The 24,119-nt window shown below is 32.7% G+C and carries 24 protein-coding genes and 2 pseudogenes; 21 read left to right on the forward strand and 5 right to left on the reverse strand.

Going from position 1 to position 24,119, the window contains the following annotated elements; all coding sequences use genetic code 11:
- Window positions 1-40 precede the first annotated feature (40 nt).
- Window positions 41-217 (reverse strand): DUF2759 domain-containing protein, encoded by a 177-nt coding sequence (locus tag ACFVR2_RS03125; RefSeq protein ID WP_098428838.1) that lies wholly within the window; start codon window positions 215-217, stop codon window positions 41-43.
- A 157-nt stretch (window positions 218-374) separates the two neighbouring features.
- Here ACFVR2_RS03125 and ACFVR2_RS03130 point away from each other — a divergent pair, with 157 nt between their 5' ends.
- On the forward strand, window positions 375-1,001 hold the full coding sequence (locus ACFVR2_RS03130; RefSeq protein WP_387358822.1) for an MBL fold metallo-hydrolase: 627 nt from the start codon (window positions 375-377) through the stop codon (window positions 999-1,001).
- A gap of 12 nt (window positions 1,002-1,013) precedes the next feature.
- Window positions 1,014-2,144 carry an SAM-dependent methyltransferase gene (locus ACFVR2_RS03135; protein ID WP_387358824.1) on the forward strand — a complete coding sequence of 377 codons (1,131 nt, stop codon included), beginning with the start codon at window positions 1,014-1,016 and terminating at the stop codon, window positions 2,142-2,144.
- Between the two features lie 29 nt (window positions 2,145-2,173).
- Here the strand turns inward: ACFVR2_RS03135 and ACFVR2_RS03140 are convergent, their stop codons facing one another.
- The gene (locus ACFVR2_RS03140; protein WP_056475051.1) at window positions 2,174-2,416 is read right to left on the reverse strand and encodes a DUF2626 domain-containing protein; all 243 of its coding nucleotides are present in this window, start codon (window positions 2,414-2,416) and stop codon (window positions 2,174-2,176) included.
- Window positions 2,417-2,765: 349 nt separating this feature from the next.
- On the opposite strand from ACFVR2_RS03140, the gene comGA reads away from it, so the two are divergent.
- From comGA to ACFVR2_RS03185, 9 genes are read left to right on the forward strand one after another with little or no spacing between them, the layout of a single operon-like run.
- Entirely contained in the window at window positions 2,766-3,827 is a 1,062-nt protein-coding gene (comGA, locus tag ACFVR2_RS03145; protein ID WP_387358826.1) for a competence type IV pilus ATPase ComGA, read from the forward strand.
- Window positions 3,820-4,863 carry a competence type IV pilus assembly protein ComGB gene (comGB, locus tag ACFVR2_RS03150; RefSeq protein ID WP_387358828.1) on the forward strand — a complete coding sequence of 348 codons (1,044 nt, stop codon included), beginning with the start codon at window positions 3,820-3,822 and terminating at the stop codon, window positions 4,861-4,863. Before comGA ends, comGB begins: the two co-directional genes overlap by 8 nt.
- Window positions 4,864-4,874: 11 nt before the next feature.
- On the forward strand, window positions 4,875-5,171 hold the full coding sequence (gene comGC, locus ACFVR2_RS03155; protein ID WP_082459599.1) for a competence type IV pilus major pilin ComGC: 297 nt from the start codon (window positions 4,875-4,877) through the stop codon (window positions 5,169-5,171).
- A complete protein-coding gene (gene comGD, locus ACFVR2_RS03160) occupies window positions 5,137-5,610 on the forward strand; it encodes a competence type IV pilus minor pilin ComGD (protein WP_387358830.1) in 474 nt (157 codons plus the stop codon). Before comGC ends, comGD begins: the two co-directional genes overlap by 35 nt.
- Window positions 5,597-5,926, forward strand: coding sequence for a pilus assembly FimT family protein (locus ACFVR2_RS03165; RefSeq protein ID WP_387358832.1), 330 nt, complete (start codon window positions 5,597-5,599; stop codon window positions 5,924-5,926). The genes comGD and ACFVR2_RS03165 overlap by 14 nt, the downstream gene beginning before the upstream one ends.
- Window positions 5,907-6,341, forward strand: a complete 435-nt coding sequence (gene comGF / locus ACFVR2_RS03170) for a competence type IV pilus minor pilin ComGF (RefSeq protein WP_387358834.1) — start codon at window positions 5,907-5,909, stop codon at window positions 6,339-6,341. The genes ACFVR2_RS03165 and comGF overlap by 20 nt, the downstream gene beginning before the upstream one ends.
- Entirely contained in the window at window positions 6,310-6,714 is a 405-nt protein-coding gene (locus ACFVR2_RS03175) for a hypothetical protein (RefSeq protein WP_387358836.1), read from the forward strand. Before comGF ends, ACFVR2_RS03175 begins: the two co-directional genes overlap by 32 nt.
- Window positions 6,715-6,727: 13 nt before the next feature.
- On the forward strand, window positions 6,728-7,252 hold the full coding sequence (locus tag ACFVR2_RS03180) for a shikimate kinase (protein WP_387358838.1): 525 nt from the start codon (window positions 6,728-6,730) through the stop codon (window positions 7,250-7,252).
- 22 nt (window positions 7,253-7,274) lie between these two features.
- Window positions 7,275-7,484, forward strand: coding sequence for a YqzE family protein (locus ACFVR2_RS03185; RefSeq protein WP_098428829.1), 210 nt, complete (start codon window positions 7,275-7,277; stop codon window positions 7,482-7,484).
- 131 nt (window positions 7,485-7,615) lie between these two features.
- On the opposite strand, the gene ACFVR2_RS03190 is transcribed toward ACFVR2_RS03185, so the two are convergent.
- Both ACFVR2_RS03190 and ACFVR2_RS03195 read right to left on the reverse strand, forming a co-directional pair.
- Complete coding sequence (locus ACFVR2_RS03190) at window positions 7,616-8,422, reverse strand: YqhG family protein (protein WP_387358840.1); 807 nt, start codon at window positions 8,420-8,422, stop codon at window positions 7,616-7,618.
- Complete coding sequence (locus tag ACFVR2_RS03195; protein ID WP_387358842.1) at window positions 8,409-10,094, reverse strand: DEAD/DEAH box helicase; 1,686 nt, start codon at window positions 10,092-10,094, stop codon at window positions 8,409-8,411. The genes ACFVR2_RS03190 and ACFVR2_RS03195 overlap by 14 nt, the downstream gene beginning before the upstream one ends.
- A gap of 357 nt (window positions 10,095-10,451) precedes the next feature.
- On the opposite strand from ACFVR2_RS03195, the gene gcvT reads away from it, so the two are divergent.
- From gcvT to ACFVR2_RS03240, 9 genes and pseudogenes are all read left to right on the forward strand, one after another.
- Window positions 10,452-11,555: a glycine cleavage system aminomethyltransferase GcvT gene (gene gcvT, locus ACFVR2_RS03200; RefSeq protein ID WP_387358844.1), complete on the forward strand. Its 1,104-nt coding sequence runs from the start codon at window positions 10,452-10,454 to the stop codon at window positions 11,553-11,555.
- A 26-nt stretch (window positions 11,556-11,581) separates the two neighbouring features.
- Entirely contained in the window at window positions 11,582-12,967 is a 1,386-nt protein-coding gene (gcvPA, locus tag ACFVR2_RS03205; RefSeq protein ID WP_387358846.1) for an aminomethyl-transferring glycine dehydrogenase subunit GcvPA, read from the forward strand.
- On the forward strand, window positions 12,939-14,396 hold the full coding sequence (gcvPB, locus tag ACFVR2_RS03210; protein ID WP_387358848.1) for an aminomethyl-transferring glycine dehydrogenase subunit GcvPB: 1,458 nt from the start codon (window positions 12,939-12,941) through the stop codon (window positions 14,394-14,396). Before gcvPA ends, gcvPB begins: the two co-directional genes overlap by 29 nt.
- A 291-nt stretch (window positions 14,397-14,687) precedes the next feature.
- Window positions 14,688-15,209: pseudogene (locus ACFVR2_RS03215) on the forward strand (site-specific integrase); the annotation flags it as partial.
- Window positions 15,178-15,435 (forward strand): hypothetical protein, encoded by a 258-nt coding sequence (locus ACFVR2_RS03220; RefSeq protein ID WP_387358850.1) that lies wholly within the window; start codon window positions 15,178-15,180, stop codon window positions 15,433-15,435. The pseudogene ACFVR2_RS03215 and the gene ACFVR2_RS03220, both read left to right, overlap by 32 nt.
- Before the next feature lie 413 nt (window positions 15,436-15,848).
- A pseudogene (locus tag ACFVR2_RS03225) lies at window positions 15,849-15,968 on the forward strand (excalibur calcium-binding domain-containing protein); the annotation flags it as partial.
- A gap of 273 nt (window positions 15,969-16,241) precedes the next feature.
- Window positions 16,242-17,672, forward strand: a complete 1,431-nt coding sequence (locus ACFVR2_RS03230; RefSeq protein ID WP_387358852.1) for a spore germination protein — start codon at window positions 16,242-16,244, stop codon at window positions 17,670-17,672.
- A 6-nt stretch (window positions 17,673-17,678) separates the two neighbouring features.
- Window positions 17,679-18,776, forward strand: coding sequence for a GerAB/ArcD/ProY family transporter (locus tag ACFVR2_RS03235; RefSeq protein ID WP_387358854.1), 1,098 nt, complete (start codon window positions 17,679-17,681; stop codon window positions 18,774-18,776).
- The gene (locus ACFVR2_RS03240; protein ID WP_387358856.1) at window positions 18,773-19,894 is read left to right on the forward strand and encodes a Ger(x)C family spore germination C-terminal domain-containing protein; all 1,122 of its coding nucleotides are present in this window, start codon (window positions 18,773-18,775) and stop codon (window positions 19,892-19,894) included. Before ACFVR2_RS03235 ends, ACFVR2_RS03240 begins: the two co-directional genes overlap by 4 nt.
- A 506-nt stretch (window positions 19,895-20,400) precedes the next feature.
- On the opposite strand, the gene ACFVR2_RS03245 is transcribed toward ACFVR2_RS03240, so the two are convergent.
- Window positions 20,401-21,957: a bifunctional metallophosphatase/5'-nucleotidase gene (locus tag ACFVR2_RS03245; RefSeq protein ID WP_387358858.1), complete on the reverse strand. Its 1,557-nt coding sequence runs from the start codon at window positions 21,955-21,957 to the stop codon at window positions 20,401-20,403.
- 780 nt (window positions 21,958-22,737) lie between these two features.
- On the opposite strand from ACFVR2_RS03245, the gene ACFVR2_RS03250 reads away from it, so the two are divergent.
- Complete coding sequence (locus tag ACFVR2_RS03250) at window positions 22,738-24,102, forward strand: aspartate kinase (RefSeq protein WP_387358860.1); 1,365 nt, start codon at window positions 22,738-22,740, stop codon at window positions 24,100-24,102.
- Window positions 24,103-24,119 lie beyond the last annotated feature (17 nt).

Consider the following 24,119-nt stretch of genomic DNA (forward strand, 5'->3'; position numbering starts at 1 on the left):
CTAAAGGTAGAAAATAGTCCGTTACATAAAGAAATAAATATTATAAGTGCGCTGGTGGATAACCGTTATGTAAAATTGTCATAATGGCAAACCAACCAAATAAAACTAATGTAGCGCCAGACCAAAAAACGGCTAAAAAGTTCTTCTTCTTTAATGATCCTAATAAAGCAGGAACACTTAGAATAGCTACTAGTATAAAAATAATAACTGTACCCATTGTAAACCCCCTATAAATTTCGTCAAGCAACCCCTGTTTGCTATCACATCATTATTATTGTAAAACTTTTGTGAACAATTGTCTATTTGAAATTAAGTGCTGAAACAAAATTATGATATAGTATTATATAGATTAAAAAAGAAAGCAGGGTATGAATATGAATGTTTTTCAATTACCATTAGGTCCATTACAAACTAATTGCTATATCTTAAATAATGATATGAATGAAGCAGTAATTTTTGATCCGGGCGAAGAAGCGGATGTAATCTTTAATATTATTGAAGAAAATAAATTAAAGCCATTAGCTATTCTTTTAACACACGCCCATTTTGATCATATTGGGGCTGTTGATGATGTACGTGATGAATATAATATACCCGTTTATATTCATAAATATGAAGCAGATTGGTTAACTGATGGACAAAAAAATGGTTCTGAATTATTTATGAGAAATCAGTCAATTTTTGCAAGGGAAGCAGATCACTTAATTGAAAAAGAAGGCAAAATGGAAATTGGTCGTTTCTTATTTTCAATTTTTGAAACTCCAGGTCATTCACCGGGAAGTGTTTCATTTTATTGTAAAGAAATAAAGACAGTTTTTTCTGGTGATGCATTATTTGAAGGAAGCATTGGACGAACTGATTTACCTGGTGGGGATCATGACCAGTTGATCAAAAGTATAAAAGGTAAGCTTCTTTCTTTACCTGATGATGTCGTTGTATGTAGTGGTCATGGAGAAACTACAACGATTGGTGATGAGAAAAGACATAATCCATTTTTATAATAAGGTAATATGATGAAAAACATAATTATTAATGCGATAAATAATAGCATAGAAGGTTTTATTACATACGAACAATTTATTTCATTAGTGCTTTATGATCTTGAAAAAGGTTATTATCAAATGGAAAATGAAAAAATTGGACGAAAAGGTGATTTCTATACTTCAAGCTCAGTTGGTTCAGTATATGGAGAAGTCATTGCAGCTTCATTTTGTCGTTTTGTTAAGAATAAGCTAATCGAACCTTTTTTTGTTGAAGTTGGTGGTGGAAATGGCAGATTCGCATCATCCTTTCTTTCGTACTGTGAAAAAAAAGAACCCGAAATATATCATAATTTAACTTACTATATGGTTGATGCAAGTCAATATCATCGTAAATTACAAAAAGAATTATTGTCGAACCATTTGAATTGTAAATACTTCTCAAATATATTAGAAATCGAGCAAATTAATAATGGAATGGTATTTTCAAACGAATTGTTTGATGCTTTACCTGTTCGAGTAGTTGAATTTAATCAAAACGAATGGCATGAGGTAGTAATTTTAATCGATGAACTAAATAATCTGAAAGAAAATCTTGTTAAAATACAAGATAATGAAATCAGTGATTTTTTAAGTAGATACAATTTTGTAGGAAAAAATGGGCAAAGAGTTGAAATTCCTGTTGGTATGGAAAAAGTTTATGATCTTTTACAATCGAAAATTAGTAAAGGAATCATTTTAACTGTTGATTATGGTTTTACTAGGGAAGAATGGGATGCACCCCATCGAATTAAGGGAAGTTTGCGCGGGTATTACAAGCATGAAATGAAATCAAATATACTAGAGAATTTAGGGCATATGGACATTACAACTCATATTCACTGGGATGAATTAAAAAAGCTCGGATTACAGAATTATATCAAAAATCTATACTTTTCTAGCCAAAGAGATGCAATATTAGATTTTGGTATATTAAATTGGCTTATTCCGCATGCTCAATCAAATCCATTTTCAAGTGAATATAAACAAAATAGAGCTGTGCAATCATTAATTATGCCAGGGGGAATAAGCGATTCATTTCAATGGCTATTACAAACAAAAGGTATGTCAACAAACGATCATACAAAGTTGAATGAATTGATTTCATTAAATGAATACAAATAAAAAAACCAGTCATATGACTGGTTTTTCTATTATTCACTAAAGCCTGGTACTAATAAGAAAGTACTATAATATGTAAATCCAATAAAGAACACAGTTAAGTATGCGCCAAAGATATAGATGTACATACGCTCAGAAAGCTTTAGATAGCCTAATACTACGAAAAATGCTGTTTGACATGCGAAAATAAGTGCAGCTGCTGACATATGTCCAACAAAGAACATTACCGTAAATATTGCTGTCCAGAATCCTAGAACGCGGAACATTCGATCCATCCTAAATCCCCCCATAAAAAATTTCTACCCATTCATTATTATAAAATAAGAAAGTTACAATTGTAAACAATGTATTAATACAATTATAAAATGATTCAAGAGATAATGAAATTAACTATATCTGATATTATTTTTCTTATTTAATGATTTTCTATACATTGATTTGAAAACATACTTTTTGTTTTACGATATATTTTTGATTTTCTTGTATGTTATTTAGGTAAATTACCTTTAGTTTGTCAAAAAAGTTTAGCTAAATTTAATATTTTCGTTCGGTTTCATAAATATCATGATTTGATAGAAGAGGGAAACAGAAATATAATTGCTCGTATAGAAAGGGGGAAGAAAAATGGTATCAGTAGAAAAAATGGTGGAAGAACTTTTAAAAAAAGCATGCTATTTTGGAGCATCGGATATACATTTGTTACCAAAAAAGGATGATGTACAAATTTTTTTTCGTGTTGATGGTGAGTTAAAACTTATTCAACGAATAAATAAGGAGAAGTCTAAGAGAATCATCATGCATTTAAAATTTTTAGGAAGTATGGATATAGGAGAAATTAGACGGCCACAGACTGGAATTTTAGTTGTTAACATTAATGGAATTTTATTATCACTTCGTTTGGCGACTTTACCAACGATTATTGATGAATCTATGGTTATTCGTATTCATCCCCAACAAAAAATCGCTCCAATAGAAAGTCTTTCCTTATTCCCATCTACAACTCGTAAGCTTTTGTCTTTATTACATCATTCACATGGGCTAATGATGTTTACAGGACCAACAGGCTGCGGGAAAACGACAACTCTGTATTCATTATTACAGTCAGCAAAAAAAGACATAACAAGAAATATTATCACTTTAGAGGATCCGATTGAAAGGAAATCTGATGAATATTTTCAAGTTCAAGTTAATGAAAAAGCAGGCTTAACATATGCAACAGGATTAAAAGCTATTCTTCGATCTGATCCAGATATAGTAATGGTAGGAGAGATTAGGGATGAAGAGACTGCGAAAATTGCCGTCCGGGCAGCATTGACCGGTCATTTAGTTTTAACGACAATTCATTCTAACAACACAAAAGGTGCATTATATCGAATGTTAGAGCTTGGAATTCCAAAAGAGGAATTATTTCAGGCAATGGTTGCAATCGTTTCTCAAAGATTAGTTCCAATAAAATGCCGTTTTTGTGAAGGTGAATGTAAACCAAATTGTTTTGTTAATCGAAGTCACAGAAGATTAGGGGTATATGAATTGCTTTATGGTAATGCTTTAAATTCGGTTATTAATGAATTTAGAGGGATTCAAGAAGAAGTACAATTATCTACATTAAATAGTCAACTCATTAAGGGATATGCCTTAGGTTTTATTGATAACAAACATTTGGACCGAAGTATGATCTATGGGTAAATTTTTAAATAAAAGAAAATTAACTTATATTGAACAAGCTAAGCTATTAAAAATATTAGGAGAACTTTTACAAAAAGGTTATCCTCTAATTCAAGCAATTGAATTTTTAACGATTCAATTCCCAGATGACCTAAAAGAAATCATTCATAAAGCTAACATAGCTTTGGTGGAAGGAAGATCATTTATCGATTTTGCTAAAATTCTTGGTCTTCATCAAGATGTACTCGTTTACTTGTATTATGCAGAAAAGCATGGTGATTTGTCCTTAGCGCTAGGTGAAGGCAGTTTTATGCTTACAAAAAAGATTCAACATAGAGCTTACATAAGAAAAATCATGGGGTATCCTATTTTTTTAATCACAATATTGTTGCTAATTTTATTTTTGTTTAGAAATATAATCATTCCTCAATATGAAATGCTATTTTCTACATTCCATTCCAATCAGAATTCCTTTATTTTCATCTATCTACAAGTTATAAAAAGATTACCTTCAATTATATTTTCTTCTTTTTTCTTAATCGGATTGATTGCTTATGGATACTTATTTGCAATTAAAAAATTAAATTCAATCGAACGGATGGATAAATTAATTCAAATTCCGTTAGTTAGTAAGTATTTAATTACAATGAATACTTATGAATTTTCAATGCAGTTAAGTATATTATTACATGCTGGATATCCCATAGTTGATGCTCTAAAAACGATGCAGAATAATGATAGTAGGACATTTATAAAAGAAAAAGCAGTAGTTTTTTACAATCAAATTTTAAATGGAATTTCTATGCAGGAAGCATTTAAAAATGAACGTGCATTTCATAAGGATATTATATTTGTGATTGAACATGGTATGAACAATAGTACTCTTAGTAAAGAACTTGCTGATTATGCTGATTATTTAAAGGAGAGTATTGAAGCTTACTTTCACCGATCGATAAGGATCATTCAGCCGATTATATTAATCCTAATTTCATCAAGTATTCTATCACTGTATATAGCCATCCTGTTTCCTATGTTTCAATTAATGAACAATATCTAGGAGGAGTTAGTTTGAATGAAAAAGGATTTACTTTAATTGAGATGTTAATTGTTTTATTTATCATTTCACTTCTTTTATTACTAGTGATACCAAATTTAGGAAAGCAGCAACAGTCGATTCAAACAAAAGGATGTTCTGCACTTCAAAAAATGGTCCAGTCAAGTGTTGAATCGTATCGATTAGAAAATGAACAATTACCTGAAAGTTTATCAGTCTTAAAAGAACAGGGCTATATAACAACATATAAATGCAATAACAAAGTTGAGTTATCGTATGACAAAGCAACTGGTTCTGTATCTATACCTTAAAAAAAGGTTGGGTAATTCATTTGGTTTTACATTTGTTGAGATGTTATTAGTCCTTTCAATTATGATATTGTTATTAATTTTACCGATCAATCAAGTTAGGAAGATTGAAGATGAACAAAAGTTAACATTATTTATTCAAATGCTTCAAAATGATATTTTTCTTACACAAAGGAACGCAATAATAAAACAAATTCCTACTAGGATCATCTTTTATCAAAATAAATACGAAATAGAAGATAATTTACTAAATCCCCCTGTAGTTATTCGGAATTTTGACAAATCAATTAACATAACTTACCTTACTTTAAAACCTCCGTTAAGATTTAACTCCGACGGTAATATCTCAAGTTCTGGAACGATTTCAATTAAATATAAAAAAGCTGAATATATTGTTACTTTTTATTTAGGAAGTGGTCGATTTAAATATGATCGGAAATGAAAAAGGGTTTACATTTATCGAGGCGGTTATTTCTTTAAACTTACTAATTATTTTTTGTATTATGATCGTTCCTTCCATGTCATTATTTTTACAAAAAAAAGATAAGTTAACGATTAACAATATGGCGGATGACTTATTAACAGATATGGTTCATCTTTATTTTATTAACAGAGAAGATTTTAAAGAGGGTTTCTATACAAAGAATGGCAGAGAGTTTTTATTAAAAATAAATTCTAGAAATAATTTTAATTCGATTTGTGTTATTTGGACTGATCGAAATAAGGAAAGTGAAATATGTGAAGAAATTACAGAATGAAAAAGGCTTTACTTTACTTGAAACACTTTTTTCACTTGTTTTATTTTTAATGATTATTTCTATATCGACTTCAAGTTTAAAAAGTTTTGTTAAACGTAATTACAGTTTTGAATCCGTAAATAGGTTAGAATTAGATAATTTTATAAAAGAAGTTCAAAAAGAGGCAAACAAGAGTATACGTTTTACAGTTCATCCCGACCTTCTTCTCTTTGAAGAGTTTAATCAAGTTACGATTAGTTATCGCAAATACGCAACGATTATTCGACGTCAAAGGCTTGGATTAGGGCATGAAATTGTACTTCAAAATATAAAGGATATAAAGTTTGCACAAATAAGTGAAAGGCAAATCCTAGTAAAAGTAATCGATTTAAATGGTGGTATTTATGAAAAAACTATTCGGATATTTATCCATTAAATTTAAAATACTTGGTGAAAATGGAATGTATTTACCTTACACGATCTTTATGATAAATGTTTTACTAATTTTTTTTCTAATACAAATAGATATCTTTCATTCGTTTAATACCTTCTATTCTTATACAAGAAATCAAAACGAACTAGACCGTGTACATTCACAAGCAGTTTACGATTTAAAGCATGGTAATTTACCACTTCAAGGAAATACAATAAAGTATTATAATAAGACAAAAATTATATTGAATACTTCTTTAATAACAAATGATGAATATCATGTAACTTTAACTAGTAGTAATTCAAAAATAAAAAAATATGTAGTTCAATTTAAATATAAAAAAAGTACAAACCAAGTATCTGATTGGATCGATTAAATTGGAGGATGAAATGGAATCAATTTATTTAGTAGGATTTATGGGGTGTGGTAAGACGACTGTTGGAAAGGAATTAGCTAAAAGAGTAAATAAAAAATTTATTGATTTAGATGAGGAAATTGTCTATCAAACAGACAAAAGCATACCAGATTTGTTTAATGAGTTTGGTGAAAGCGGTTTTCGCGATATAGAAACGCAGATATTAAAAAATTTACCATCAAAAAAAATGATTACTTCAACAGGTGGTGGAATCATTCTTCGTGATGAAAACATTAGGTATATGAAAGAAACTGGCAAAATAATTTATCTTGAAACGCCAATTGAAATAATATATGAAAGAATCCATTTGGATTCTAACCGACCAAATGCTGTAAATCGATCGGTAGAAGAATTGACGGAACTTTTTCAAAGGAGAGAATCACAATATAAAAAAGCAGATTATGTAATTTCGACGAATAATTTAACGCCAATTGAAATTGCATTGGAAATCATTGACTGTTTAAATTATTCAAAAGGAGGAGATAGTAGAAATAAGTGATAAGAAAGTAAGGTGATTTCTATTGAAAACAAATGATTATGTAAAATATATGACAGAACAATTTATTAATTATATTGATCAACCAAAAGAGAAACGTGATTCAATAAAACAAGAAAAAGAAGAGTTGAAAGCTCCATTTTCTACTAACATGTTTGGAATGTTACCATTAAGTCTAGCTTTATTTATGAAAAAAATTCAAAATCGTAAAGACAAAGAAAAGAAAAGTATTTAGTTAATAAGACTGATTTCAAATAAGAAGTCAGTCTTTATTTTTTGGCTATAAAATTTTTAATAGTAGGAAGAACAGGAAAGAGGAACAATCCAATTTAGATCTCCCTCCATTCCTAATCCCACTTAAAAGATTTAGCTTAATTTATTCATTGTGTCTGGTGATAGATAAAAAAGCCCACCATTAATTGCATCAACATGAATAATTGGTTCATAAAGTTCTTTAAGTGCATTGAATTCTACATGATAATTTTCAGGTTTTTCTTCATCATCTTCATAAAATTGATTTAATAAATCTAAATCATGTTGCCATCTATTCCTTGCTTCTTCAGCCCATACAGTATCTTCTTTTTCAATTTTGTTTCGAAGTAATTGTTCCATTCGATTTAAACCACTTATTGGTTTAATGATAGGTGACATGGAATAGCAAAAATCAGGTATTTTAGAGTTGAACTGGGTTTTTTCAAGTTTTGTATGAAAATCTTCAATAATCCTTCCGGAAATTAAATGGATTCCAAACGAATATAAATAATCTTTTTTATGATCACAAGTAAAAGAAACCTGATAATTAACAGATAACCAAGGGTGTAATGCAATTTGTTGGCCCATAGGTGCTTTTGTGTCTTCATAAAGTCTAATTGACTGTCCTAGTTCATTAACGATTGAGAAAATTTGGTGAAGACGTGGCGAACCAAAATGAATTTGTTCACCTTTAAGATCTTCAGGTGCATTATCACTATCAGTAATAAGTGTTAACTTCATTGGATTTGGGATGCCGCCTGTTTTTTCTAAATAATGCCAATAGAAAGGACGATTCATTAATTTTTTATCCATCTCAATTGTTAATTGTATTTCTAGATATGTCGGAGTTTTCTTTATGATTTCACAATCATTATGTGTGAAAAAGTATTCGATATAATCATGGATTTCATGTTGCTGCATAACTATCACCTGCTTGTTTACTTTGCTGTAATTGAATGATGGACGTTAAATTTTCCATTTTAATTTTCATTTCGCCTTCAGTTTTAGAGTGAATGAATATTTCATTCATATGAGCTTCAAAATCCTTATAAGGAATTCTCGTTAGAATATCATCCAGTTCACCAATCACACGCTCAAATAAATTGATTTTTTCATAAAGTAGTCTTAGTATGTGTTCTTCAATTGAGCCAACAGTCGCAAAGTTATAGATACTTACATCCTCAGTTTGTCCAAGTCGATGTATACGTCCTATTCTTTGTTCTAGTCTCATTGGATTCCATGGAAGGTCATAATTAATCATGTTTGAACAAAATTGTAGATTAATACCCTCACCACCAGCTTCGGTTGCGATTAGAACCTGTACACGATTTTTAAATAATTCTTTCATCCAGTCTTTCTTACCACGTTTAAAGCCACCCCGAAATGGTACGGATGTAATACCGTTTTGTTTTAATAACCATTGTAAATACAACTGTGTTGCGCGATATTCAGTAAAAATTATGACTTTATCATTTATTTTTTTTATTAGTTCAATTACTTTATTTGCTTTTGAATTAGATGTAATTTGATTAATTTGATGAAGAATTTTCTCGATATAAGGATCGTTAATATCAATATTTTCTTTTTCAAATCTTTGAAGCATTTTTTTCATTGATACATAAACTGCTTCGCGACTACTACAAGCTTCACGCTTAAATGTTAAAAAGGAGAATGCTGAGGTTACCCCAGTATATTGTGATTTCTGCCATTCATCGATTAAATCATAAAGTTTTTGTTCTTCCTCATTAAAATTAATTAGTACTGTTTCTACCTTTCGCTTTGTCCACTCAATGCCTGTATCTTGTCTACGATTTCGAACCATTACTTTTCCGATTAGTTCTCGCAATAAGTCTTCATGCTCTAATGAGCGGTTCTTAGCAGAAAAGTATTCTTCAAAACTAGATTTATTACCTAAATGGCCAGGTTTTAATAAAGAAACTAAATGGAAAATTTCTTCTATGTTATTTTGAACTGGTGTAGCAGTAAGTAGTAAACAATATTTCTTTTTAAGATGTTGTACAAACTCATAGTTTTTTGTTTTATTATTTTTAAGTTTATGAGCTTCATCGATAATGACGAGATCATAATTGATACTTAATATTTTTTCTCGATGGGGATCTCTTTTAGCAGTATCGATAGATGATACAACAACATCACAGCTATCCCAAACATAATTCTTTTTTTGTTGTGCGATTGCGGGAATATGGAATTTTGTATTTAATTCAAAGGTCCACTGTGATACAAGTGATGCTGGAACGAGTATAAGCACTTTATTAACTAAACCACGAATCATGTATTCTTTTAAAATTAAACCTGCCTCAACTGTTTTACCTAATCCTACTTCGTCAGCTAAAATTGCTTTTCCATTCATTTTTTCAATTACAGTTGTAGCTACATCTAATTGATGAGGCAATGGTGTTAAATTTGGTAAATGAGTAGGAGCGATCATACCTGTAAAAGTTGGTATAGCTAATTTTGTAGAAGTATGATAGGCAAGCTTATAATTCTCCCAATTTGACCATGGTCCATCGTTTTCAAGCTTCTCTAAGAACTCTTCCTGCCACTCTGTATGGAATTTAATATCAATTGACATTCAAATCTCACCTATTTCATTTTTATATTGGATAATCATGAACGTTATAGTGGAATAACAGCTATAATGTTCGTTATTTTATTTTTAAAAAAATTCACTTTGATATTGCTGAAACTTGTCGTTTAATGTTAGGATAATAGTGTAGAAAAAAGTAAAAATTTATTATTCTTTTATTAAACAAAAAACTCTTATTGTTAAGAAAAAACAGTTAATTAATATAGATTGATAATAATTTCTTGTTTTCTACTAGTTTTTCCGAAAATATACAAAATATGTAAATTATTTAATGGTTAGCTGGACGAACTATTAATTTAGTTTTCCATCATGCTAGCATGTAGATAAGGGGGAAATGGCTACATGACGACTTTATTACGCACACCTTTGTTTGAAGATTACAAAGTGTTAGGTGGTAAAACAATTGATTTTGGTGGCTGGGAGCTACCTGTACAATTTTCGAGCATTAAAGAAGAACACGAAGCTGTTCGTACAGCAGCTGGTTTATTTGATGTTTCTCACATGGGAGAAATTGAAGTAACTGGTAAAGATAGTCTTAAATATTTACAAAAAATGATGACAAATGATATTTCTAAATTAAATGAAGAAGGCGCATTATATACAGCAATGTGCTATGAAAATGCTGGAACGGTAGACGACTTACTAGTTTATAAGTATAACGATGAACACTATTTATTAGTTGTAAATGCGTCTAATATTGAAAAAGATTTCGCATGGTTAATTTCACATGTTGAAGGTGATGTAAAAGTAGTTAATAAAAGTAATGAAGTTGCACAATTAGCTCTTCAAGGGCCAAAATCTGTTGCAATTTTACAACGTTTAACGAATGAGAACGTTTCTGATATTAAGTATTTTACTTTCAAAGATAATGTATTAATTGGTGATCTAAAGGTTTTAGTTTCACGCACAGGTTACACTGGTGAAGATGGATACGAGCTATACTTAGCTGCTGAAGATGCGTCTAAGCTTTGGGCTTTACTTTTAGAAGCAGGTAAGGAAGACGGTTTAAAACCATGTGGATTAGGTGCCCGTGATACACTTCGTTTCGAAGCAGCTCTAGCATTATATGGTCAAGAACTAACAAAAGACATTACTCCATTAGAAGCTGGTATCGGCTTTGCTGTGAAATTAAATAAAGAAGAAGATTTCTTCGGTAAAGAAATTCTGAAAAATCAAAAAGAGCAAGGTGTACCTCGTAAACTTGTTGGAATTGAAATGATCGACAAAGGTATTCCAAGAACTCACTACCCTGTATATGTAAATGGGGAAGTAATTGGTGAAGTAACAAGTGGTACGCAATCTCCAACATTAAAGAAAAATATTGGACTTGCATTAATCAAATCTGAATTTTCTGCTTTAGGTACTGAACTTGAAGTTGAAATTCGAAATAAAAAATTAAAAGCAGTTGTAGTTTCAAAACCATTTTACAAAAGAGAGAAGAAGTAACTAGGGGGAGAAAGGGGATTACCTTAATGCATCGTTATTTACCAATGACAGAGCAAGATCGTCAAGAGATGTTAAAAGTAGTAGGTGTTTCATCAGTAGATGAATTATTTAGTGATATTCCTGAAAAAGTTCGTTTTAATGGCTTATTAAACATTAAAAAAGCAAAATCTGAAACTGATTTAATTCAGGAGTTAAGCGAATTAGCGAAAAAAAATGCTAACTTAAGAGAGTATGTGTCTTTCTTAGGTGCTGGTGTTTATGATCATTACTTACCAACAGTTGTAGATCATGTGATTTCACGTTCAGAGTTTTATACTGCTTATACACCATACCAACCAGAGATTTCACAAGGTGAACTTCAAGCAATTTTTGAATTCCAAACAATGATTTGTGAATTAACTGGAATGGATGTAGCAAACTCTTCAATGTATGACGGAGGTACTTCACTTGCTGAAGCAACTACTTTAGCAGCTGGTCATACTGGTAAAAAGCGCATTTTAGTTTCTAAAGCTGTTCACCCACAATCACGTGAAGTTATTTTATCTTATGCTAAAGGTCAACATTTAGAGGTTGTTGAAATTGGACTAAAAGATGGAAAAACTGATTTAGAAGAGCTTAAAAATGAAATGAACGATAATGTTGCTTGTGTTGTTGTTCAATACCCTAACTTCTATGGACAAATTGAAGAATTAGATCAAATCGAGCCAATTGCCCACACAGGAAAGAGCTTATTCGTAGTTTCAAGTAATCCATTAGCATTAGCGGCTTTAACTCCTCCTGGAGAATTCGGAGCTGATATCGTTGCTGGTGATGCACAAACTTTTGGTATTCCTACTCAGTTTGGTGGACCTCACTGCGGTTACTTTACAACTACAAGCAAATTAATGCGAAAAATGCCAGGTCGCTTAGTTGGTCAAACTGTTGATGGCGAAGGTCGTCGTGGTTTCGTATTAACATTACAAGCGCGTGAGCAACATATTCGTCGTGACAAAGCGACTTCAAATATTTGTTCAAACCAAGCATTAAATGCATTAGCAGCTTCTGTTGCGATGACAGCTCTTGGGAAAAATGGTGCAGTTGAAATGGCAACTCAAAATATTCAACGTACTCAATATATGAAAAAGAAATTAACTGAAAACGGTATCTCAGTAGTATTCGGTGGCGCAGCATTTAATGAACTAGTAATTGATGTAAAACAAAATGTTTCTGAAATTAATAAACATTTATTTACAAAGAAAATTATCGGTGGTTATGACCTAGCAAAAGTTGAACCTGCTATGGAAAATCATATGTTAATCGCAGTAACAGAATTACGTTCTAAACAACATATTGATACATTTGTAGAAGAGCTAGCTTTATTAGTAGACGGAAAGGGGATGCAACATGCTGAAGGATCAACCGTTAGTTTTTGAGATGAGTAAAGAAGGTCGTATCGCATATAGTCTTCCAACGATGGACGTTGAGGAATTCGATATTGAAGAAGTAATTCCGGCGACTTATGTACGTAAAGTAAAAGCGAATTTACCAGAAGTATCTGAATTAGATTTAATGCGTCATTATACAGCACTATCAAAAAGAAATCATGGTTTAGACTCTGGTTTCTATCCACTTGGCTCTTGTACAATGAAATACAATCCAAAAATTAATGAAGCTGTAGCTCGTATAGCTGGTTTTGCACATGTTCATCCACTACAAGATGAGTATTCTGTCCAAGGCGCTTTAGAATTAATGCATGAGCTTCAACAAGAATTAAAAGAAATTACTGGTATGGATGAAGTAACTTTACAACCAGCTGCAGGTGCTCATGGTGAGTGGACTGGATTAATGATTATCCGTGCTTATCACGAAAGCCGCGGTGACTTCAACCGTACTAAAGTAATCGTACCTGACTCTGCTCACGGTACAAACCCAGCATCAGCAACTGTTGCAGGTTTCGAAACAATCACGGTTAAATCAAATGAAAAAGGCTTAGTTGACTTAGATGATTTACGTCGTGTAGTTGATGAAAATGTTGCAGCTTTAATGCTTACAAACCCTAATACATTAGGTCTTTTTGAAGAAGATATTTATGAAATTTCTGAGATCATCCATGCTGCAGGTGGTAAAGTTTATTATGATGGAGCTAACTTAAATGCTGTATTAAGTAAAGCACGCCCTGGAGACATGGGATTTGATGTAGTTCATTTAAATCTTCATAAAACATTCACTGGTCCACACGGTGGCGGTGGCCCTGGTTCTGGTCCTGTAGGGGTTAAAGCAGATTTAATTCCATACTTACCAGCACCAATCGTTGAAAAAGTTGGAGAAGAATATGTTTTAAATTTCGATTGTCCAGAGTCAATCGGTCGTGTAAAACCTTTCTTTGGAAACTTTGGAATTAATGTTCGTGCATATACTTACATTCGTTCAATGGGACCAGAAGGTTTAAAACAAGTAACAGAAGATGCGGTTTTAAATGCTAACTATATGATGCGTCGTTTAGAACCACATTTTGACCTACCATTCGATCGTCATTGTAAACATGAGTTCGTATTAAGTGGAAAACGTCAAAAGAAATTAGGTGTTCGTACATTAGATATCGCTAAACGCCTATTAGACTTTGGTTACCACCCACCAACAATTTACTTCCCATTAAACGTGGAAGAGTGTATTATGATTGAACCAACTGAAACTGAATCAAAAGAAACATTAGATTCATTTATCGATACAATGATTACAATTGCTAAAGAAGCTGAAGAAAATCCAGAAATCGTACAAGAGGCTCCACATACAACTGTTGTAAGTCGTCTTGACGAAACTTTAGCAGCTCGTAAACCTGTATTACGTTATATTAAAGCATAATTCAAAAAGTTCCCTTACTTTGTAAAATTAAAAACAAGTGAATGTACTTTCTGATTATAAGAGTAGTAAACTGTCTTTAATGTTACACATTATATTGATTTAAGTACATCACTTATAAATAGTGGTGTACTTTTTTTTAAGACCTCTTAATGACCTCATTTACTACAACAACAAAAAAACTTTTTTTCCATAAATAACTTACAAACTGTTGTGGTAAATTAAGAACGTCATTTCGTACAACTTTTAATTTCTCGGAGGTATTTTTTTGAAAGAATACACAGTTAGAGAAGTAGCGTTCAACGACAAAAGTTGCCAATTGACATTGTAGCAAAGATCCTTCATCAACGTGATACAGGTTACAGAATACTATTCAGAACCTACACCAAGCCAAGTGGCTCAATCAGTTAGTGATTTACATGATATTATATCGAATTATGTAGATGTAGATGAAGCTGTATTGCGAAATCCAGCAGAACTTGAAAAAGAGCTTGAAAAATATAAAGAAAAAGTTGGAGTATTTAATAATGTTTTAGGAGGAACATGTGTAACAAATTCTGTATGTCCGGTAAAAATGCAATGTGTTGGTTGCGCCGCTAAAATTCCAGAACCTGAAAAAAAACACGAATTACTAGATTATATTAATTGGACTAAGGATTCAGAGAAAAGGTTCAAATCTCAAGGTTTAGAAGTTGCAGCTAAAGATTTTCGTATATCTCGTAAACATGCTCAAGCTGAATTAAAAGAAATTGAGCTCATTGAAAAATATCGGAGGAACAACAATATGAGCCAGGTATTAAATTCCACAAACGATAGATTGTGGCTAAAAGATAGTCATCAAAAACGTAGTAACCGTTCTGTTGAATTGGGGAAACAAACGATTGACCTCTTAATTGAAAAAAGGATTCCCGTCACTTATACAAACATAGCTAATTATTCAAAAGAAATTGATACAGAAGGTAAAGGGATTCATCAAAACACTATTCGGACAAATGAACAGTTATTAGAGTATTACAAACAACATAGTCTAACGTATAAATAAAAAGAGAATAGCAAAAATACCAAGCCGAACCAAAATGCCAATCTGGATGATATAGATTTTCGTAAATTAAAACCAAGTCGAAGTGTTGAGAATACACAAAGAACATACATGAAGTTGTCTAAAAAAGAACTTATCCAACGTCGGATCCTTGCGGAACAGTATATTGCCAACAACAATACAAAATGGGTGGCTAATCATTTTGAAATGTTTAAGTAATGATTATTTTAATCTTCCCCTGTATTTCTTATTCAACTACCTGGCAGATTAGTTGAATAATAATATAGCTATAATAGAAGAATCGGAGGAGTTAAAGAAAGAGCAGAAGAAAGTGAAAAAGCACCACTCCACCTCCGACACCCGAAGTAAATAAAGAACCAGAAGAAAATGACCAACCTGAAGAAAGGGAAACGGAAGTCTACTATAAAAGTTGCAAAGAAGTAAAAGCAGTCGGAAAGGCACCGCTGTATAAAGGTGACCCTGGTTATAGTACGAAGTTAGATCGAGATAAAGACGGCATCGCATGCGATCATTGAACAGAATCCTCTTCTATTCACAATCCTTAACAGCGAAAAAGGTGTGCAGAAAATGCACACCTTTTTTCTATTTGAACGAAGCGTAGAGGCGTTTTTGAATGATCTGAAGCAACCAATAGAGAGAAAAACACCTTAGACCTACATTAATTTGATGGATTTGGTTCATACTATTTGAAGTAGTTGTGGTGTTTTTATCCAAAATTAACATTCATTGGGTAGTAATAAAAACAAAAGAAATGGAAACTAGCTTAACTTTTGAATAGGGGGTTCTTCATGAAAACGGAATCACTTCTAGATGTAAACGAAAAAAAAATCAGAGAGATGTTATGTCATACCTCCGATTTTAAAACAAACGATATTCGAGTTGGCGAACAATGGTACCGTCTATATTACTTAGATACGATGGTTGAGTTATCTATCGTCCAAGAACACATCATCAGCCCATTGCTTCATACTCATTACACGAGTATTCGTGAAGCGGTCAACATTCTAAAATATCAAGAAACAGAATCGTTATCAGATGTATCAAAAGCATTAATCACAGGGAAAACAGTGCTTCAAAGAAATGGAGAAACCGTTTGTTATCTATTAGAAACCGAAAAAACAAATGATCGTTCCATTTCCATTCCGATGAATGAGCGTGTGTTACGTGGTTCTCATAAAGCACTAAACGAAAATATCGATACAAATATAAACATGTTGCGCAAATTAATTGAAACACCAGATTTAATCGTGAAGAGTTACTCACTGGGGCGGCGTTCAAGTACAAAAGTATCTGTTTTATACCTGAATTCATTAGCAAACGAAGTCGTCTTAATGGAATTGGAGAAAAAAATCGAAAGTATCGATATCGATTATGTCGAGTCACCTGGTTTTATAGAGGAATTGATAAATGATGATAAATTTTCTCTATTTCCGAAATTTCTCATTTCTGAACGGTCAGACCGTATCCGTTCTTATCTAATGGATGGGAAAATGGGTATTTTAACTGATGGGTCGCCGAATTGTGTGATTTTGCCAGTCTCATTTTGGTCCTTCTTTCAAACACCAGATGATTATCAAGTTGGTTGGATCGTCGGTAGTATGTTTCGTTTCCTTCGAATTATTTGTTTCGTCTTTGCCGTTTCATTACCAGGATTGTATGTAGCGCTCGTAACATTCGATCCACGAATTATTCCATTAGAAATTGCCTTAACACTTAAGAATTCAATGCAATTGGTTGCTTTACCTCCGATTTTAGAAGCAATCATCATGCTTGTTACGCTTGAAATCCTACGCGAATCAGCCATTCGACTACCAAGTCCAATTGGTCAAACCATTGGGGTGGTTGGTGGAATTGTCATTGGGACAGTCGTCGTTCAAACGAATCTGATTTCAAATATGATGGTCGTTGTGACTGCGCTCACGGGTGTATCTTCATTTATTATACCTTCCTACGAGATGAGTAATGTCGCACGAATCATCACTTATCCTTTCTTAGTGATGGCGTCTATTTTTGGATTAATCGGTTTAGAGATTAGTTTCTTTTTGTTATTGACTCATTTATCTAGGATTCACACGATTGGTATTCCTTATTTTTATGCGTGGTTTACCAAAGATGCGATCAAAGATACCTTATTTAGAGCACCAATCAAATGGCTAAAAAAGCGACCAATGGAAAGTGTCGCAAAAGATCTAACGAGATTAAATAATCCAAAGGGGTAGTTGACGATGATCCATCTAAAAAAAATATCCATTAACCAACTAATCTGCCTTGTGATTACAACACAAATTGGTGCACACGTTTTGTCGATCCCATACACAGAATCTCGCCATACAGGACATGATTCATGGATGCCTGTTTTGGCTGGAGGTGTTTTCGCTCAAGTCGTGATCCTTGTCATTTATCAACTTGGTAAGCGATATCCTACATACACATTTCAACAGTATCTCTATCAGATTGTTGGAAGGCCAATTGGTGTCATTATAAACATTTTGCTTGCCCTTTTTTGCACACAGAATTGTATCATTGTTGTGATTTCTTTTGCCGATATCCTTCATCGGTGGGTGCTATATGAAACACCATGGATTGTGATTGTCGGTTTTTCGTTTGCGATTGCAGCCTACACCGCATCATCTTCTTTAAGAAGTCTTTCAACCGTCTCGCAATCTGTCATCACAGTGTTAGTCATTTGTACAGTGATCATCATCATAAGTGGGATGGGAAAAGGGAGTTGGCTTCACTTCTTACCAATTGGCACCCATGGAATCGTGGCGGTTCTAAAAGACTCGATTCCAATTTTTTGGGCGTATACTGGATTCGAATTACTTCTATATGTTTTTCCATTTGTACAGTGCAAAAAAAAGATTGACATATTCTTTGCCATGTCTTTAGCAAACAGTTTGACGACATTCTTTTATTTATTGGTATGTGTCATCGCCACCTATAATTTTAGCGAAAACCAATTGGATACGATCACTGAACCGATAGTGTTCATCCTTCGTAAATTTAGATGGCCTGTCGTGCAAAGTTTAGATATCGTCTTTATCACGATGTGGTTATTAATCACAACGGCAACCGTTTATATGTATTTGTTTTTGTCTGCACGGTATATGGCAAGTATACGAAAAAAAGAAATCAATCGTCATTCTTTATTGGTTTGGTTGCTCGCAGGTTTAGGCTTTGTCGTTTCTTGCTTTTTCGTTGATCGACAAAGAATGTTTCGATATTCAGAAGTCCACAACGTACTTTCTTTTATCATGATCGTCGTGCTACCAACAGCTCTTTTGCTTGGTTCAATTTTAAGAGAAAAGGTGGCGAAAGGATGAGAAAAGTTACCATTTTACTGTTGTTGTTGTTACCACTTTTAACAGGCTGTTGGGATCGCTTACCTTTAAGAAATTTACAATTTGTCGATCTAGCAGGACTCAATTGGAATGAAAAGAATCGTGAAGTCGAATTAGATTATGTCTTCACCAACATAAAAAGTACTGGTCCAGGTTCAGGTGAACCAGTTTCTGAGACGATTGTATTAAAAGGACCGAATGTTGTTGAAGCCGTTACTCAAGGAGAGTATATCGATCAAGCGCCATTTTTAGGTATCAACACAGGGACTTATTTGATGAGTGAATCTTTTGTGAATACCAATCCAACTTTACAACTGGATTTTTTATTACATGCACCGTATGCGTCTATTAACGCACCCGTTGTCATATTCAAAGGGGACTTAGTAACTTTTTTAAAGACCGCTCCAAAACAGAATGGAAAATTCGCTGGTAATTTTTTTAGGTTTAACAGGGCATTAGAACAAAATAATATCATTAAAAGTGTGACGATGATGCAATTATTAGAATCAAAAGAAGAGGAGTTATCAAATCTTGCGATTCCAGTTATGAAACAAAATGAGAAAGGTACAGAATTAGTTGGTGCGCTATTATTTAGCCACGGGAAGAATACAGATGTAGAACTTAATAATGAACAATTGCGTATCATGAGGTTACTTACCGGAAAAGCAAAAGGCAGACAAAGATTTAGTGGTAAATTAGAGAAAGTTAGCGAAGAAAAAAAAGAATATCGAAGTTTCAGCTTTTCATTTAAAAAAGGAACTTCAACGATTCGTGTGATACCTCAATCAAAAAGACCACCAAAAGTGAATATCAATGCTAACATCGAAATCGTTGTCATCAAATTAGGAACATCCTATCACGAGCTTAATGCAAAATATGTGAATAAAACCGAAAAAGAACTAGGTAAACAATTAGACAAAAAAGCGTTAGAGACCATTCAAACCCTGCAAAAAGCGAATTGTGATTTGCTTGGAATCGGTGAAAGGATTAAGGCGTTTCACCCGAAAATGTGGAAAAAGTTAAATTGGAAAGCGGATTATCCTAAAATGAACATCAAACCACATTTCAAGGTACACATCTTAAATGTTGATCGAATGTAAATTCCACTTCTCTTCTGGTTATCTCGATTACAAAAAAGCACACATGAATAGCAAACCTCACAACATTCGTTGTGAGGTTCTTTTCGTTATAAAAATAACGAATGGACAAAGGGAAAAGCCATAAATACTGCTGCCTTTTATTTAATACTTTTTATCATTGGCAAGATGGTTGAGAGGTTATTTTAAACTAAAAAATGTAAAAGTTTTTATATAATTTACGCATGCTTTAGATTAGTAAAGTCTAAAAATGTTGTTGTAGTAAATCAGGTCATTTGTAGTACAAAAAAAGGATAGAAATAGCAGTTAATAAATCTGCTGTCCTATCCTTCTTTTTATCGACAATATAATGTGTGACATTATATAAAATCTTCTACTTATAAATAAACTTAAAAATTTTCTTGACTTTTAATAAAACATCGAAGAGAACTTTTTTTATGGTCAAATTTCTGAGTAGTATGATAGAATCTTATCAAAATGAAAATCGTGTTTTTGGACCTTCTAAAAATCTATTTAATCCGATTAATCCGACCATCAAATGCCTGAACCAATGGTTTCTTTTGTTCCTTCACATAATCTTCAAATGCATCAAAATCTGTTGGACCTTCCACTTTATTTTTCCCTGTTAGTAATACCGAGAAATTGTCACCGCCATTTGCAAGATAGCTATTTGTAGTGACAGTATAACTAGTTTGTGGATTAATTAGAGTACCATCTGTTCGCATGATATTAATAACTTTTTGACCAGAATCTTTCGTACTATCCCAAGTGTATTTTAAACCTGATATTTGTAGCATTCGAACACTTCCATGTTCCTGCCATTGCTGATTGAGGAGTTTCCGAATTTGTTCACCAAATAATGTCATTTTAACGAGATTAATTTTAAATGGTTGGATCGTGAACAATTCATCCAAAGTTACATCCCCTTTTGGAAGATCAGCACGTATTCCACTAAAGTTCATAAATGCGAAATCGGACTTCATTGCAATTCGTTGTGAATCTGCAATCATATTTCCTAAACTAGATTCTCCGTTATGATTCTTCTTACTTAAAATGTCGTTTGCTGCTTTTCCAACGACTTTATTTACAATCGGTTCAATTTTAGATTCATAATTTTGTATCAAATTCTTTATTTCAGGATCTGGTCTAATATCATCTTGGTAGACCATCTTTATACTTGCCTTTTTGCCTACGATATCTTTCGTATATGGATCAATTTTTAACTGAATGTCGGAGAAAGATATTCCATAAGAGTAGGATTGGACAATGAGCTTTCCGTCCACTTCTTTGTTAAGAAAAGTATGTGTATGTCCAGAAATTATTACGTCAACTTCATCATCCATTTTTTTGGCCATTCTAACGATTTCACCTGTCGCATTTCCATTTGCTTTGGACTGATTTCCGCCATTATGTGCCAGCACCACGATTGTTTTTACACCTTGTTTTTTAAGTGTTTTAACTGAATTATTGATTGCTTTTACTTCATCAATAAACCTTACGCCATCTGTTTTGTTTGGTGGTGCAATCTTCGGAGTATCTTTTATAACGACACCGATAAATCCAATCGGAACGTCATTAATATTTTTTATACTGTATGGAGGTAGAATGGTCTTACCAGTTTTATTGTCGATTACGTTGGCACATATATATGGGAAATTTGCCCCCTTAAAGTAACCAGTTTTTTGATTATTTCCACCTTGGATCAACCTCATCATTTCATTCACACCACGATCGAATTCATGATTCCCTAGAGTCCCATAGTCAAAACCCATCTTGTTTAATACTTCAATTGTAGGCTCATCCTGAAGAAATGAAGATATTGGAGGACTTCCACCAACCATGTCACCAGCATGAACTAAAATAGTATTTTTGTTTTCCTTTTTCTTTTGATTCAAATATGCGGAAAGATATTCTACTCCGCCAACATTCCTGCCGTTAAATTTTCGGGTCGTATCTAATTGTCCATGAAAATCATTAATGCCAAGTAATTGTACTTGAATGAAACGGTTCTTATCTTTCTTGGTGTTAATAGGAATGTTTCTAGCAGCCGGATTACCAGAAACCATAAATACTCCTGCAGACAATGTAGTCGTAAGAACAAAAGCAAGAACTGCTTTTTTCAATGCGTTCTAGTTCAATATATTCTCCCTCCTAATTCGCTAGTAGGTTACTTACTAAGCATAGGGAAGGATTGTTAAAGCTTCTTTACTTTAGTGTGAATTTTCAGTTAAATTTGTAAACAGACTATAAAAAGCAAGGTTAGTATATAAATGATTACGCTCCTTAGAAAGCTTACTAGTATTGAGCAGAGCTTTATAACCAAGCTACGTTAGTCAATGGTTAGCTAAAAGTAAAATCAAATTTTAGGGACCTTATCTACATAATCAGCTCCTTGTTTTCTAAAATAGGGAGTTTTTTAATGGAGCAGTAAAAATTTATAGATGATTATAGCTGTTTATTGCTCGTTATTTGGGTTATTTATTCAATATTTTTAAAATTATTTTTAATTGCATTTTTATACAAAACATAAAACGGGGAGAGCAGGAGGGACTAACGGTAATTAAAGACTTTAAAATCTACTAGTATACCTTTGCTCATGCTTTCTCCATATCTTATATAACCCCTTGCTCATATAAACCTAAACTCTGCTCTAAAGAATCTACACGTTCTTAGCGCTATTCCTTTCACTGGATTGAATAAATACCCACAACAACTTCAAATTCTTTTTGTAAAATACTAAAATTTCCCAAAAAAACTTATTAATTGGTGTTGATTTTTTCTCACATAAGGAGGATAATTGTAACATTATTTTTAACTGAAAATTAACTAAATTAGGGGTAATAAAAATGAAAATCGTAAAATTTGGTGGGTCTTCATTAGCCACTTCGGAACAAATTGAAAAAGTATTTCAGATTGTTACATCAGATGTTGAACGTAAAATTATCGTTGTATCTGCACCAGGCAAAAGATTTCCAGATGATATCAAAGTTACCGATTTACTAATTAGTTGCGCACAACTTGCCCTAGCAGGAAAGGATTATTCGAAAGAATTCAATCAAATTATTCAAAGGTATTCTGAAATTGCAAATGGATTAGGTTTATCTGAGGATATTATGAGTGAAATTTCACTGGGTATCGCACTTTCGATCAGTAGTAAAAAAGATCATCCTGCAAGATATATGGATGCTGTTATGGCATGTGGGGAAGATAATTGTGCTAGATTAGTAGCGTCATATTTTCAGTTAAAAGAACTTGAAGCAAGTTATATTAATCCAAAAGAAGCAGGTTTATTTGTAACAAATGAACCCGGACATGCCCAAGTTTTAGCGAAAAGCTATGAGAACTTATTTGAATTGAGAAAAAAATCTGGCATTCTTATTTTCCCAGGATTTTTTGGATATTCAGAAGAAGGACATATCGTTACATTTTCTCGCAGTGGCTCAGATATTACTGGTTCTGTTGTTGCCAACGGAGTTAAAGCTACTTTATATGAAAACTTTACTGATGTTGATGCAGTTTTTTCTGTAAATCCTGCGATTATTCATAATCCAAAGGAAATTAAAGAATTAACTTATCGAGAAATGAGAGAGTTATCTTATGCAGGCTTTAACGTATTTCATGACGAAGCATTGATACCTGCCTTTCAAGCTGGAATTCCAGTGAACATTAAAAATACGAATAATCCAACTGCTCCTGGTTCACGCATAGTTAAGGAACGTACGTTATCAAACGGTCCTTTAATTGGAATCGCGAGTGATAATGGATTTTGTAGTATTTATATAAGCAAGTATTTAATGAACAGAGAAATAGGATTTGGGCGTAAATTATTGCAAATACTTGAGGATTATCAGATTTCATATGAGCATCAGCCAAGCGGAATCGATGACATTTCAATTATTATTCGCCAAAATCAATTACCAGTTGAATTAGAATTTCAAATTATTAAACGGATCCAAGATGAATTAGATGCAGACCATGTGGTCGTTGAAAGAGACCTTGCTTTGATTATGTTAGTAGGTGAGGGGATGCGTCATAATGTTGGTACTACTGCAAGAGCAAGTAAAGCGTTAGCAAATGCGAGAATAAATATTGAAATGATCAACCAAGGTTCTTCAGAAGTAAGTATGATGTTTGGAGTAAAATCATACGACGAGAAAAAAGCAGTACAAGTTATTTATGAAGAATTCTTCTCAAAAGTGTCATCTAACTAAATTAATAAAATATAGAT

Source organism: Gottfriedia sp. NPDC057991, assembly GCF_042886615.1.
In the GTDB taxonomy this organism is placed as follows: Bacteria; Bacillota; Bacilli; order Bacillales; family Bacillaceae_G; genus Gottfriedia.